Source organism: Candidatus Borrarchaeum sp. (genome assembly GCF_019058535.1).
Taxonomy (GTDB): Archaea; Asgardarchaeota; Sifarchaeia; order Borrarchaeales; family Borrarchaeaceae; genus Borrarchaeum; species Borrarchaeum weybense.
On record NZ_JAHPYX010000045.1, the window covers coordinates 1 to 13,115 of the forward strand.

The window sequence follows — 13,115 nt, forward strand, 5'->3', positions numbered from 1 at the left end:
CCATAGAGTATTCGAAATTCACAATGTTAAATTCAAAAGGGAATTTAAGAACTGGTTGGTCAAAGAAAAAGGATTAATCGAAGAAAATGGTTCTTATAAGAAGAGAATTCCAAGAAAAATTCTTGGATTTGAAAAAAAACATTTAAAACTTCTATTTGATTCCATGATTTTAGGAGACGGAAGTTGGTATAAAGGAAAATGTCTTTCTTTTTCCTCTACATATAAGGAAAGAGCAAACGATTTTCAAGAACTTGCGCTTAGACTCGGATATGGTTGTGCAATAAGAAAAGAAGTACGAGATTGTAAGATTTTTGACACCGTATACAAAGATCATGTTAGTTATCGCTGCCTTTTAAGTTATACAAGAAAAAATGTGTTTAACGGTCAGCATAATCGTATACAAAGAGAGAATTATTTCGGAAAAGTATGGTGTGTTGCAGTTCCTAACAGTACTGTTATTGTCAGACGTAATGGCAAGCCAGCTGTAACTGGAAATAGCTTGTATCCTTCCATTATAAAAGTCCATAACCTTAGTTATGAGACTGTAAGGTGTACACATCCAGAATGTAAACAAAATCTTATACCGGATACAGACCATTGGGTTTGTAAAAAACAACGAGGCCTTGCAGGTCTTATTATTGGATTTCTAAGAGACATAAGACTGAAATGGTTTAAGCCACAGTCAAAAAACAAAACGTTAGGCAAAGAAACACAAGAACTATACTATGTTATTCAACAGGCCTTAAAGCTTATTATTAATGCGTTCTATGGCGTCTTTGGCGCAGAACACTTTCCCTTATATTGCCTGCCGGTGGCTGAAAGTACAACAGCTCTCGGAAGATTTATCATTACACAAACTATCGAAAAGGCTCAGAAAATGGATATCTCTGTTATCTATGGAGATACTGACTCTGTATTCTTAGAAAATCCTTCAGAGTCCCAAATCGAAGAACTTACGCAATGGTGCAAACACACTCTTGATATTGATTTAGATATTGACAAGATTTACAGATATGTTGCTCTTTCAGGGAGAAAAAAGAACTATCTAGGTGTATATGAAAGCGGCTCTGTGGATATTAAAGGACTGACGGGAAAAAAGCGTCATACTCCATTATTCCTTCAAGACGCATTTTTCGAAATGATGAATGTGCTTTCGGAAGTAAAAGTTCAAGATGACTTCGAAATAGCTAGAAACAAAATACGTACGATAGTAAAGACATGTCTAGATAAATTGAAAAATCTCGAATATTCATTAGAGGAACTCGCATTTCGTGTTCAAATGACTAGAAACTTGAAAAGTTATCAAAAGACGACACCTCAACATGTAAAGGCTGCAAGATTATTGAACAGAGACATCGAGCCTGGTAGCATTATTTCATTTGTGAAGGTGAGGGGGGAGCCTGGTGTAAAACCTGTTGAAATAGCTTCGATTGATGAAATAGACACAGAAAAATACAAAAAACATGTTGAAAGTATCTTCACACAGGTTCTTGACGCATTAAACGTAGATTTTGGATCTATTATCGGTATAAGAAGACTTGACCTTTTTATGTAATAGAGACGGAAAATGTTAAATCTAAGAATTGCATAGTTCTCTTATGGTTTATTTCTAATTAATGGTGATCTTATGGAACTCCGTGAAATATTAACAAGAGGACATATCCCCGTACTTGACCCTTATACGCTTAAAGAGACTTCCGATGAGTTTTTCGCGAGTTATGGGAGTTTTTTAGAGCGAATTGCGTTAATGGCGAAGAGAGATACTGGATACACACTTTATAGAAGTATGAGCGCACCGAGCGACGATCGCTATTCCGAATTTTTCTCTTCCTTTACCCAGATTGCCTCTGACATCGCCGTAGAGGCTTATGCAATAGTTTCAACCTTTGTAGACAATTATTTTGCTCAGGATCCAAAATATGGTGCATATAGATCTGGTATTACCAGAGCTCCCGTAGGCACTTTCGTATGCCCCGTCCAAGAGTCGTACTGGAAATATCTTATGGCTGTAATCAAGGAAATCCTCACATATCCAATAAATGGTATTATACTGATGGATAATCAATTTGCTAGACAAGAGTTTTGTTTTTGTGAAACATGTAGAAAAGAATTTTCAGAATTAACGAACTTAGAGAGAGAATTCGTGTTTGATACATTACTCAATGACCCGGACATCCTTTCTCAATGGTATGAATGGCGAGCCAATAAAATAACTACATTCCTTTCTAACACTACAAGTTCAATCAAGGAATTAAATCCAGATATTGAAGTTCTCCTTACCGTCGATATTGACCCCGAAACCGATTATATTGAAGGAGCTAAAAAATTTTTTGGACAAGACGTGATGAAGTTATCTGATATTGCAGATCAATTATTATTCAATGTTTTACCGCTTACAGCTACACTCCCACAGCCTGAAACCCCAGATTATGAAAGAGTTCTTTCAGAATTAGCTTTCACACGCGATTTAAATCGAATTGGAAGAAAGTATAGTATTTTCAATTGGGGAGTTACGGACCCAGAAATTGAGACTTTAGAAAAAATGAAAGCAGACATTAATGCTACGTATCTGTTCCTTTTAGAGGGCTACCCTCAGACTTACAAGGAGAGACGAGAACTCCATCTTGGATTAACTTAACAAGATTCAATGTATACTAGTTGAATAAGACCACACTTCGTTGATCATGCTACTAGACTTGGATAGAGTCTCGCCAATTGGATGATTCTTGAAAAACGGCTGATTAGGGAGCAATTTAGAGTATTTAAGAACTTATTAATCTCTAAGTTCCGCTCCACAACGAGAACAGAATTTATCATCAGGAGAGTTTCGCTTTCTACAGCGTGGACATTTGCCAGAATAACTCAAGTTACGTAAACCTGTTTCTGTTGATGGAGGAACATTTTTTCTTCCATAACGGACTTCATTTTGGTTTAAAGAACTATCCCACATACTATTGCTGTCGAAATCATTCCCTGAGAGAAATTCCTTAAGGAAATCCTCTGTATTTTCTTTTTCTGTCTTTGAATCTTCATTTGGACTACCAAAAAAGGATGAAAGATCTAAATTATCATCAACACGTGACGGTGAATTCTCACTGTAAGTGGTATGTGAATGCGTGTGTTCAAATTCTAGAAAAAGTGAATGATGCTCATCTTTAATACGAGAATACTCATCTGGCGAGATATTAAGCATTTTCAATGTAGCGTCACGTTTATCACATTTATGAGTTCTAGGGCAACAATACGCTAAGCTGTGATAACATAAAAGAGAAAACACGTTTTTTCTTGTAGAACTATTAACCGGCTTAATAGGCATATCATTAAGTATCAATTGTGCAGTTTCATTATCGAAAGAAAGTGCGACTGACCTGTTAATTGCTTTTAGAAGTTCAATAGCAGGATACGCCTTTCCATTGATAATGATGTTTCCATCAACTTCAATTTCAGATTGAGTCATTTTTGTCGCCGTCAAAAAGTGATTATACATTTACAAACTAAGATTGAAGTATTTAATATTCGTATTATCTCTAGCAATACGTTAGATATACCTGAAATGAATTACTCCTAGCAAAAATCTAGATGTTCAATACTTCAATTCTGCCCGATAGCTCTTATTTCACTGAGAAGCAAGTTTCTTTTCTAGTATTTCTTTGATGTTTTGAATCGCAACGAGCGCTGGGCATTCTGGGGCAAAGTCAATTGGCGCTATGCCTTTAATATCGGATTGAATTACTTCGGTATCATAAGGGATGAGCCCCAATAACTCCAATTCTAACTCTTTGCTTGAATTAAGCAGGAATTCCTCTTCTTGTTTATTTGAAATTCTATTTCCAACGAAATAACGTCGAGGGACTCCAAGACTTGCTGCAAGAGAATTGATTCTTTTTGCTAGATCGAGCGATCTAGTTCCTGGTTCCACGACAATTATCATAGCGTCAACGCCTTTACTTGTGCCTCGCCCTAAATGCTCAAGACCTGCATAAAAGTCTATTATAACAACTTCGTCGCGATGTAAAATAATGTGGCTTAACAATGCGCGCAAAAGAGCACTTTCTGGACAGATACAGCCGCCTCCAGCAGTCTTGATGGTTCCAAGAACAATAAGTTTAACTCCATCCTCGGATTTAACATGATATTTATCAGGAATGTCATCCACTTTTGGATTTAGAACAAACATGCCTGACGTCCCTGCAGGAACGCCCGTCCTCTCCTCAATGAGGTCTTTCATCTCGCGAATTGGTGTTAGGTTTTTCATCTTTGTTTTAGAAATACCGCCTAATGTTGCATGCAAATTTAAATTAGGATCGGCATCTATTGCAAGAACATTTTTACCATCTTTCGCAAATAACCTTGCTAAAGTTCCCGCTAAAAAGGTCTTTCCTACACCCCCTTTGCCAACGATAGCTAGTTTAAAAGACATTAGATTTCCTTCCAATTAATCTTGATTCTAGAAAAAAATTATAATATCAAACAGAATTATGAGTTAAGACAACTCTTATTCGTATCGGTTTAGCCACAGTCGCATCTATAACGAAGATCAGCGCATGCTCAGATATTTCCGCTTCAGTAATACTCATTTCGTCATCAACTATTTTTGTTCCCACTATCATTGTAGGATCAGCGAGACCGTAGATCAATGCTATTCTTTTCCGTAGTTCGCCTATTTTTTCATCTCCTTCTGCGAAATATCTTAATTCATCAAGTTTCCACTTTTCACCACATACAAAGCAATCTAATCTTCTACTAAGATCAAGTTTTGTGAATTCTTCAGAAAGACCATCGTAAAAGAGATATCCAATAGGATTCCCAAGCCCTAATAGCAGTTTCACAATTTCTTGGCTCATAATTCCTCCAATTACGGCAGAAATCGTTCCAACAGATGGAAATACCTCCTTCGGTTCATCCCTTTCTTTCTTCCTCGGTTCACCAGGGAGGGTACAAACTTGCTGTAATCGAGTTTCGGGGATTAGGGGTTGACATTCAAGACATGCAGCATCTGACCCAGGGATAATTACCTGAACATGACCAAAGAATTCGTAAAGACCTGCATCAATTAATGGTTTTCCTACAGAAACACACATTGAATTTAACCAGCGGCGTGCCTCAAAGGTATCTAAAGAGGAAACAATCAGATCGCACATTGCATAAATACGATCTGGAATGTCCTCTATCTTTTGATTAAAGGCAATAACATCGACAGAAGGATTTAGTATTTTAAGATGTTCTTTTGCGACCAAAGCTTTTGATTTTCCAATATCCTCGTCACGGAATAGCCATTGACGGTTCAAATTTGAAAGTTCAACAGTATCAAAATCCACAATTACCAATTTACCAACACCCATCATAGTTAATATCTCTGCTACAACACATCCAAGTGCTCCAACTCCAGCAAGGAATATTGTAGCATTAGAAATCTTATTTTGATCCCAGTTCGGCATTATAGTTTGCCTATGATATCTATCGCCATTTTCACTCATTTTGATCACCGAAAGGAGACACAATCATCCCAGAGATTCTTGATTTTAGATTAGCAGATTAACAATTATTAAAACTTAAAAATAGGATGCACAATGGATTTGTATTTATTTTGAGAGAGTTTGTCAATTTTGTAATTTTTCCCAAGTAGCATATTGCTCAATAAAATCTTTAACAGTCTTCTTGAAGCGTTCTAGATCATTTTCCATCTGATTAGCAGCAGAAGTGTTTAGAGGATCTGCAGGGTTTGGCGCTGCTAATAATATTCTAAGAGTCTCAATGACATCAACTAAGCTATTTGAGGGGGACCAATCCTTACCTAGTAATCCAACACAAACTTTTTCTTTGTAAATATTCGGATGCCAGATTTCTGTGAGCCATCTTACATGTGGAGGTGCGAAAGGAAATTGTCTAGGGATTTCAATTTCGATCTGAAAAACCCCACCTTCGTACAATTCAGTACCAAGGATGAAACCATGCCATTTACGAATATCCCCTTTTTCAGGTTTGAACCCAGGTTCTTCACTTTTAACATGTTTTGCTTCATAAGCCAGCCTGGCCCAATAATCTTCTTCACTTAAGCTCAATTAATCCCCCTAGATTTAGATTTAATATGATAATTTTTTGAGATAGATGTCCTAACAATATTCTCTAATGATGCTAACATTATGAACTTCATTTCAATTTATTAATGAAGATTTCGTTAGTGTATTTATTATTCTAGTGGGAAGATAATGGAAGAAGATATCACATACTCTAAAAACGATCGCAACTTCTGTTTAGTTGTTGCGTTCAATGCAAGACCCATTGCGACTTCTGCTAAAAAAGCAAATTATGATGTCCTTGCGATTGACTTTTTTGGAGATTTAGATCTTAGGTCTGTTGCAGAACATGTTTTTTCAGTTATACGGCAAAGAAAAAGTCATCCAATAAAAAGAAAATTTCTCCGCCCAATTTCTGAATACATGTGCCTCCTAGCCGAAACAATGGCTGATGATTATTATGGAAAGATAAAATTCTTGCTTATAGGCAGCGGTTTTGATGATGAACCTAAAATATGGCAACGATTTGGTAAAATTGCACCTGTTATTGGAAATACTCCAGAGATAATCAGTCATTCAGACCGTTTGAGTATCTATAGATTAGCCTCGAAATTAGGAATCGAATGCCCACAGACTATAGAAGTAAAAGAAACAGAGGAAGCACTTGAAATTGCAAAAAATATTGGTTATCCAATTGTACTCACTACGCCAAGAAGCGCAGGCGGACTCTTTGTTAAATTAATTACAAATTTAGATGAGCTTCATAGGGCATATAACGAGTTAAGAAATTCGGGGAAAAAGATTCTTATTCAAGAATTTATTCAAGGCATTGATGCAAGTTGTTCAGTACTTGGAACAGGTAAGGATTGTCAAGCTGTTTCGGTAACAGAACAAGTAATTGGAAGATCAGAATTAGGAGTTTCCATGCCTTTTGGCTATTGCGGAAATATTGTTCCACTAAAAAATTCAACAACAGTTATCGATAATATAAAAAGTATTTCTGAAGAATTAGGTTCAAAATTAGGGCTCTTAGGTTCGAATGGATTCGATTTTGTTATTAGAGGTGATCAACCTTATTTAATCGAACTTAATCCACGATTTCAAGGCTCTCTCGAATGTATAGAAGCAGTTACATCATCAAATCTAGTAAAATTGCACATTGAGGCGTTTAATGGCAATTTACCTGAAAAAGCTCTTGAATCAAAAGGTTATGCCGTAAAAATGATACTTTATGCAAAAAAGAGAATAATTATTCCAAACCTGTCAAATATGCCTCATATCGTAGATGTACCAGTTGAAGGCATCATTCTTGAACCGTCGAATCCGGTATGTACCGTTTTCGTTACTGGCCAAGAAAGAGAAATAACAATAGAAAAAGCTAAAATACTTGCTAATAATGTCTACAGACAACTTATCCCTGCTCCAAAATCATGATCTAAAGCGCGCAAAGATCATTTTCAAAAGAAACACAGGGTGTTTCAAAGCATACCATTTAAAATCACTCGGCGAAACCTCGCCGCGCATGTATTTACAAAGGTGATCTCCGAATCCTCGGTTTTTAAGAGCAGTATCTACAGTAAATTCCTGCTGCTTATTAGTTGTTAACATATTCCTTCTTATATTAAAGGATGCTTTAAGATCTTTTTCGATCTCTTTGTCGATCGCAATTTTATATTTCCTGAGAAAATCAGCTGAATAATCTTCAGCGTTATAAGCACTTAATGCGACTTTTCCTGCATGCTCACCAGACATCATCGAGTAATAAATACCCTCACCGTTTGCAAAATCAACGTGTCCGGCAGCCTCACCTGCAACCATAAATCCGTTTCCGTAATTTCTCTTTATTACTCCAAGAAAAGAAATCATAGCGGCTTGCGGGTAAAGTATTTTTGCATCTGCTAGTTTTCCACTTGCTACCGAATGATTTCTGATAAAGTTATCTAATCTTTCCCTTAAGCGAATATCTGTCCCTTTAAAAAACTCTAGCCACGTACCCATGCCTACCGAAACAATGTCTTTTTTAGGAAAAATCCAAGCATAGCCTCCAGGGGCTATATCTGATCCATAATAGACCTCTATTTGATTGCCAACTAAATCATCAATAAGTTTTTCATCCATTGCCATCTGATATTGATAACAAAGTGCTTGAGAGTGTTTATTACTTGTTTGTAAGCCAAGATGTTTAGTTAATATACTGGGAGTTCCGCTCGCAATAACTGTTAGGTCTCCATAAATATCACTTGAACCATTTGACGTTTTTGCTTTAATACCTTTTACAGATCCATTTGCAGTAATTATACCAATAACTCTAGTATTTTCTCTGAACTCGGCGCCTTGATCACTTGCTTGATCAGCGAGAGTTTTATCAAGTTTGGCTCGCATAGTTGTAGCTACTATACGTTCAGGATAGGTGAGTGTAACTGTTTTACCTTTTGGAGAGCATAAGAATAACTTGTCACAAGATCGATCAAAAATGCTCTCAGGAATTTGAAATCTTTGTATTGCTCGCTCTGTTACGCCACCTGCACACGGTTTTTCCCTGTCGAGGCGATGTTTCTCAAGAACAATCACCTTAAGCCCTTTATTAGCCATTTCTTTTGCAGCTGTTGAACCAGCAGGACCTGCCCCTACAACTATGACGTCGTATTTCACCATTTCACCCACGGTTTTATATACAATAAGCTAATCATATTTGAAAGTAACGTTGCGAGGAGGGCAAGGGGTGAATGTTGTTGGGATAATGTACTCAGAAGATCTCACAAAATATGATTTTGGAGAAGGTCACCCCTTCCGAGGGAAACGATTTAGTGACTTTCTGATCACATTTAAACAATTAGGTCTAGATGAACTCCCACGTCTTAAAATTATCCAATCGAGCCCTTGTTCTTTTGAAGATTTATTGCTTGTTCACAATGAAGAATATCTTGAGATGATAAGACAAGGAGAAAAAAGATATGAACCGCTCTCATTAGACACTCCACTTCGACCAGGCATGTTTGAAGCTGCAAAGCACGTTGTTGGTGCGTCTTTAAATGCTTTAAAATATATACTCGAAGGAAATGCTGCGGCTGCTGTGGGTTTAGGAGGAGGAATGCACCATGCATTCCCAAACTCAGGTGGTGGGTTTTGCATCGTGAACGATGTTGCTATTTGTGCAGAATACCTAAGAAAAAAGGAGAAAATAAAGCGAATCTTGATTTTAGACACAGATGCCCATTATGGGGATGGAACAGCGAATATTTTTTTTGAGACGTCTGAAGTATTATTCATTTCTATTCACCAAAATCCTTCTACACTCTATCCAGGTACGGGTTATATAAGAGAAGTAGGTAGAGGAGATGGAGAAGGATACAATGTAAACATTCCCATGCCAGTTTATGGGAACGATTCTTGCTATGAACTAGCTTATTCAGAAATTGTTTTACCATTAGTTAAAGAATTCAAGCCTGAGATAATCATTAGAAACGGAGGTTCAGATCCTCATTTCTCTGATAAATTGACAGATTTAGGAGTGTCTCTGAATGGACTAAGAAGGATGGGAGAGATTCATAGAGAAATTATGCAAATTTCTGGATCAAAAGGAATTACTTTAATTGGAAGTGGATACAATCCTATTATACTCCCTTACGGATGGATATCTATAATATTAGGGCTATCAGATATTGAATTTTCTCTAGAAGAGCCTATTCCACTGCCAACATGGATAAATGATGAGTCGATTTTGATACAAGCGAAAAATTTTGTGAAAGAAGTTAAGAACGTCCATTCTGCTTACTGGTCTCTATAACTAATTAACTAGAAAGTTACGCTATGCCATCTTGTAGTCATTGATTCAATACAAGAGCAGAATGATATAAGCCCATATTTTTATAAGTTTCACAACACATATTTGCAGTTGGGGAATAATACCCGCCGCGTTGCTTTCACAAGCCCCAGCGATGCGTGAAGGTGTCCAAAGTGGGTAACATCCCCCTTTCTTGCTTTGAAGAATTGCTGTGAATTTTCTATTTCTTACAATGGCTTTTGTGATCAATTTGAACCAAGCTGATAGAGTATTAAATTCTATTGAAGAACTAGCCAATAAAAAGTATCTTCCAATTGTTGGACCTGAAAAAGGCAGGGTTTTGATGGATGTTCTTCGAGAGATCAAACCTAAGCGAGTATTGGAAATTGGAGCACTTATTGGCTATTCGACCATCTTAATGGCTAAAGAACTAGAAAGTGAGGCTAGAATAACCACAATTGAAATAGACGAAGACGAGGCGAAAATAGCGGAAGAGAACATAAAAAAGGCTAGAATAAAACCAAAAATCGATGTAATAGTTGGTGATGCACTCAAAATCCTTCCAAAACTTGAAGGTGAATTTGATTTAGTTTTCATTGATGCCGCCAAAAGAGAATACATTAAATATCTTAAACTAATTGAAGACAAACTTCATAAGAGAAGCGTACTAGTTGCAGACAATGCAGGCAGCTTTGCAGAGTCGATGAAAGAGTATTTGAATTATGTTCGCTCGTCAAAAAAATACTCAAGCAAATTTGTGCCCGTAGGCAACGACGGTCTTGAAATTACCACCAAAATCTAGGAATAGAAATAGAAAATTGAAATTGAACATAACGCGGGATCTAGTTACCATTGGTTTTTTAGCATCTCTTCAATTTTTTTTATAGATTCTGCGATAAATGTTTTGTCTTCTCCGTATTGCAATTTTGAGTATAGATCACGCAAATAAACCTCGGCCTCGTAGAACTTTCCATGATCTTTATGATAAGCTGCAGCAATGAGAGCTCTTGAAATCAAGAATGCAGGGTGTCGCCCCACTTGTTCTTTCATATGGGCATCTAGTGTATCTACAAAATTCTTTAGTGATTGAATAGCTCGCGGGATTTCACCTGTAAGAATCCATGCCAAACTCGCACAGCAGATATCTATTGCGGCCTCAGAATAGAGTTCAGAATCGCGCATTTTTAAAGCCATTGACTCGTATTCTTTGGCATGATCATGGTAATTCTTAGTTTTTATTATCGTTTTTTCTGATTGTGGTGGAGGCGGAGTTAGTTTTGGTCGTGTTGATGGTAGCGCTGGAGTTGGTGATGGCGGAGTTGTTTTGGTTATCTTCTTAAGTTGATTTTTAGCATTTGGAACTTTCAGTAATAATTCTTCGAGAAAATCTGTCTCTTCCTCGTCCGAAGTTGAAGAAGTATCTTCTAATTTTTGAGCTTCTGAGTTCATATTTTCTACAGTAATCAGTTTATTGATAGTAACGTTCTCGTCAATAGCCTTTTTTACTTTCTCAATTTCATATGACTTGATGCATGCCTCTATAAGGGACTCGCCCCCTTTACACACGCGCTCTGCATATTCATTTGGAATTACGCCATGTTTTAAAAGACAATAGAAAGAGAGTGAGGAGGCAGCAGAAAAATGTACACATAATTTTTTAGATGGCATGGTTAATCTCAAAATATTGTTTTCAGGCATCACTTAAAAATTTCGATATTACGGGAGTTATCCTACAAGTTCATATATATAGAAAAAATGATTTACGTCGGTTAACGTATAGGGTATTTTGATTTTTAGGAGGAAGATCTATTTCTACACAATCTCCAATCATACTCAAATTAAGTGAAACGGCGATAGAATTTAGCAAAATTCAAATCGCGGCAGATTTTATACGACAAGGAAAACTGGTTGTATTCCCTACAGATACTTCTTATGGCTTAGGTGCGAATGTGACTGACGCTCGTGCTGTCACAAAAATCTTCCAACTTAAACAGAGGTCACTTAATAAACCTCTTCATATTGTCGTGTCAAGTTTACAGATGGCAGAGGACTATGCTTTTGTACCAGAATCTGCCTTAAATTTAGCGCAACATTTTCTACCTGGTCCTTTAACTCTTGTTTTAAGAAAAAGAGAAATCATTTCGGATCTCTTAAGTGGAGGAAAAGAAACAATTGGTATACGAATGCCTGACAATCTTATTGCACTTGCATTAGTAGAACGTGCAGGCGTTCCGATCACTGCAACCAGTGCAAACGTATCTGGTCAGCCAGATACATACTCGATACAAGACGCCTTTGACCAATTAGAAAATAAGGTAGATTTATATCTGGATATTGGCATTCTTCCACAAAAGCCCCCTTCCACAATACTTGACTTGACTCTTGATCCACCAAAAGTCATAAGAGAAGGCCCTATTCCAACTAATAAGATATTAAAAAAACTCAAAAACGCTTTATGATCTTAAAACAAATTTAGGTGAGGTAAAAATGGTAGTAGACCTGCGTTCCGATACATTCACTATGCCTTCCCGTGAAATGCTTGCAACTATCCTGACAGCCGAATTAGGAGACGATGTTTGGGGAGAAGATCCTACAGTCGCGCATCTGGAAGCACTAGCAGCTAAAAAACTTGGAAAAGAAGCAGGTTTGTTAGTTACGAGTGGAACTCAAGGCAATTTAGTTTCAAATATGACACATCTTAATAGTGGAGACGGTATCGTCCTCGAAGCAGAAAGTCATACTTACTTAAATGAGGCTGGAGGATTCTCCTCCATTATTGGCGCATATCCTTTTCTCGTTAAAGGGAAAAATGGTGCAATGAATCCAAAAGACGTAGAAGAAATTCTTACACGACCCTACAACGTTCATTTTGCAGAACCTAAATTGTTGTGCATAGAGAACACGCATAACCACGCTGGCGGAACTGTTATCCCCAAGGAAAACATTGACACCCTTGCAAAAATTGCCCATGAAAACGAAGTTGCTGTTCACATTGATGGTGCAAGAATATTCAATGCCGCGATAGCCTCAGGAACTCCAGCAGCTAAGTTAGTTGAGAATGCGGATAGTGTGCAAATATGTTTAAGTAAAGGATTAGGCTGCCCCGTAGGCTCAGTAATTGTAGGGACAGAGGAATTCATCCATAGAGCACGTAAGAACCGCAAAATATTAGGAGGAGGAATGAGACAAGCCGGTATAATTGCAGCTCCTGGAATATATGCCCTAAATAACATGATAGATCGACTGGCGGAAGATCATATGCATGCTAAAATAATTGCAAAGGAACTGGAAAAAATACCTATTAAACTTAAACC

General features: G+C 37.2%; 13 protein-coding genes. 7 read left to right on the forward strand and 6 right to left on the reverse strand.

Features of this window, described 5'->3' with window-relative positions; all coding sequences use genetic code 11:
* Window positions 1–1,555, forward strand: a 1,555-nt coding sequence (locus QVB70_RS02445) for a DNA polymerase domain-containing protein (RefSeq protein WP_287583011.1), incomplete at its 5' end; no start/stop codon positions are given.
* Between the two features lie 72 nt (window positions 1,556–1,627).
* Window positions 1,628–2,638, forward strand: a complete 1,011-nt coding sequence (locus tag QVB70_RS02450) for a hypothetical protein (RefSeq protein WP_287583013.1) — start codon at window positions 1,628–1,630, stop codon at window positions 2,636–2,638.
* 135 nt (window positions 2,639–2,773) lie between these two features.
* On the opposite strand, the gene QVB70_RS02455 is transcribed toward QVB70_RS02450, so the two are convergent.
* From QVB70_RS02455 to QVB70_RS02470, 4 genes are all read right to left on the reverse strand, one after another.
* A complete protein-coding gene (locus tag QVB70_RS02455) occupies window positions 2,774–3,457 on the reverse strand; it encodes a zinc ribbon domain-containing protein (protein ID WP_287583015.1) in 684 nt (227 codons plus the stop codon).
* 159 nt (window positions 3,458–3,616) lie between these two features.
* Entirely contained in the window at window positions 3,617–4,420 is an 804-nt protein-coding gene (locus QVB70_RS02460) for an AAA family ATPase (protein ID WP_287583018.1), read from the reverse strand.
* Between the two features lie 46 nt (window positions 4,421–4,466).
* Window positions 4,467–5,477: a ThiF family adenylyltransferase gene (locus tag QVB70_RS02465; RefSeq protein ID WP_287583020.1), complete on the reverse strand. Its 1,011-nt coding sequence runs from the start codon at window positions 5,475–5,477 to the stop codon at window positions 4,467–4,469.
* Between the two features lie 123 nt (window positions 5,478–5,600).
* Window positions 5,601–6,062, reverse strand: coding sequence for a ubiquitin-conjugating enzyme family protein (locus QVB70_RS02470; protein ID WP_287583022.1), 462 nt, complete (start codon window positions 6,060–6,062; stop codon window positions 5,601–5,603).
* Between the two features lie 147 nt (window positions 6,063–6,209).
* Here QVB70_RS02470 and QVB70_RS02475 point away from each other — a divergent pair, with 147 nt between their 5' ends.
* Window positions 6,210–7,451 carry an ATP-grasp domain-containing protein gene (locus QVB70_RS02475; protein WP_287583023.1) on the forward strand — a complete coding sequence of 414 codons (1,242 nt, stop codon included), beginning with the start codon at window positions 6,210–6,212 and terminating at the stop codon, window positions 7,449–7,451.
* On the opposite strand, the gene QVB70_RS02480 is transcribed toward QVB70_RS02475, so the two are convergent.
* The gene (locus QVB70_RS02480) at window positions 7,446–8,672 is read right to left on the reverse strand and encodes an NAD(P)/FAD-dependent oxidoreductase (protein ID WP_287583024.1); all 1,227 of its coding nucleotides are present in this window, start codon (window positions 8,670–8,672) and stop codon (window positions 7,446–7,448) included. The two genes, QVB70_RS02475 and QVB70_RS02480, sit on opposite strands and share 6 nt — an antisense overlap.
* Before the next feature lie 67 nt (window positions 8,673–8,739).
* Here QVB70_RS02480 and QVB70_RS02485 point away from each other — a divergent pair, with 67 nt between their 5' ends.
* Both QVB70_RS02485 and QVB70_RS02490 read left to right on the forward strand, forming a co-directional pair.
* Entirely contained in the window at window positions 8,740–9,804 is a 1,065-nt protein-coding gene (locus QVB70_RS02485) for a hypothetical protein (protein WP_287583026.1), read from the forward strand.
* A gap of 208 nt (window positions 9,805–10,012) precedes the next feature.
* A complete protein-coding gene (locus tag QVB70_RS02490) occupies window positions 10,013–10,603 on the forward strand; it encodes an O-methyltransferase (RefSeq protein ID WP_287583027.1) in 591 nt (196 codons plus the stop codon).
* Window positions 10,604–10,647: 44 nt separating this feature from the next.
* Here QVB70_RS02490 and QVB70_RS02495 read toward each other — a convergent pair whose 3' ends face one another.
* Window positions 10,648–11,469, reverse strand: a complete 822-nt coding sequence (locus QVB70_RS02495; RefSeq protein ID WP_287583030.1) for a hypothetical protein — start codon at window positions 11,467–11,469, stop codon at window positions 10,648–10,650.
* A gap of 200 nt (window positions 11,470–11,669) precedes the next feature.
* Here QVB70_RS02495 and QVB70_RS02500 point away from each other — a divergent pair, with 200 nt between their 5' ends.
* Both QVB70_RS02500 and QVB70_RS02505 read left to right on the forward strand, forming a co-directional pair.
* On the forward strand, window positions 11,670–12,260 hold the full coding sequence (locus QVB70_RS02500) for an L-threonylcarbamoyladenylate synthase (protein WP_287583035.1): 591 nt from the start codon (window positions 11,670–11,672) through the stop codon (window positions 12,258–12,260).
* A 28-nt stretch (window positions 12,261–12,288) separates the two neighbouring features.
* Window positions 12,289–13,115, forward strand: an 827-nt coding sequence (locus QVB70_RS02505) for a GntG family PLP-dependent aldolase (protein ID WP_287583033.1), incomplete at its 3' end; no start/stop codon positions are given.

Bases quoted from the DNA above. Each gene is read 5' to 3' on its own strand.
- QVB70_RS02450 (WP_287583013.1), top strand. From the start codon at position 1,628: ATGGAACTCCGTGAAATATTAACAAGAGGACATATCCCCGTACTTGAC.
- QVB70_RS02455 (WP_287583015.1), bottom strand. From the start codon at position 3,457: ATGACTCAATCTGAAATTGAAGTTGATGGAAACATCATTATCAATGGA.
- QVB70_RS02460 (WP_287583018.1), bottom strand. From the start codon at position 4,420: ATGTCTTTTAAACTAGCTATCGTTGGCAAAGGGGGTGTAGGAAAGACC.
- QVB70_RS02465 (WP_287583020.1), bottom strand. From the start codon at position 5,477: ATGAGTGAAAATGGCGATAGATATCATAGGCAAACTATAATGCCGAAC.
- QVB70_RS02475 (WP_287583023.1), top strand. From the start codon at position 6,210: ATGGAAGAAGATATCACATACTCTAAAAACGATCGCAACTTCTGTTTA.
- QVB70_RS02480 (WP_287583024.1), bottom strand. From the start codon at position 8,672: ATGGTGAAATACGACGTCATAGTTGTAGGGGCAGGTCCTGCTGGTTCA.
- QVB70_RS02495 (WP_287583030.1), bottom strand. From the start codon at position 11,469: ATGCCATCTAAAAAATTATGTGTACATTTTTCTGCTGCCTCCTCACTC.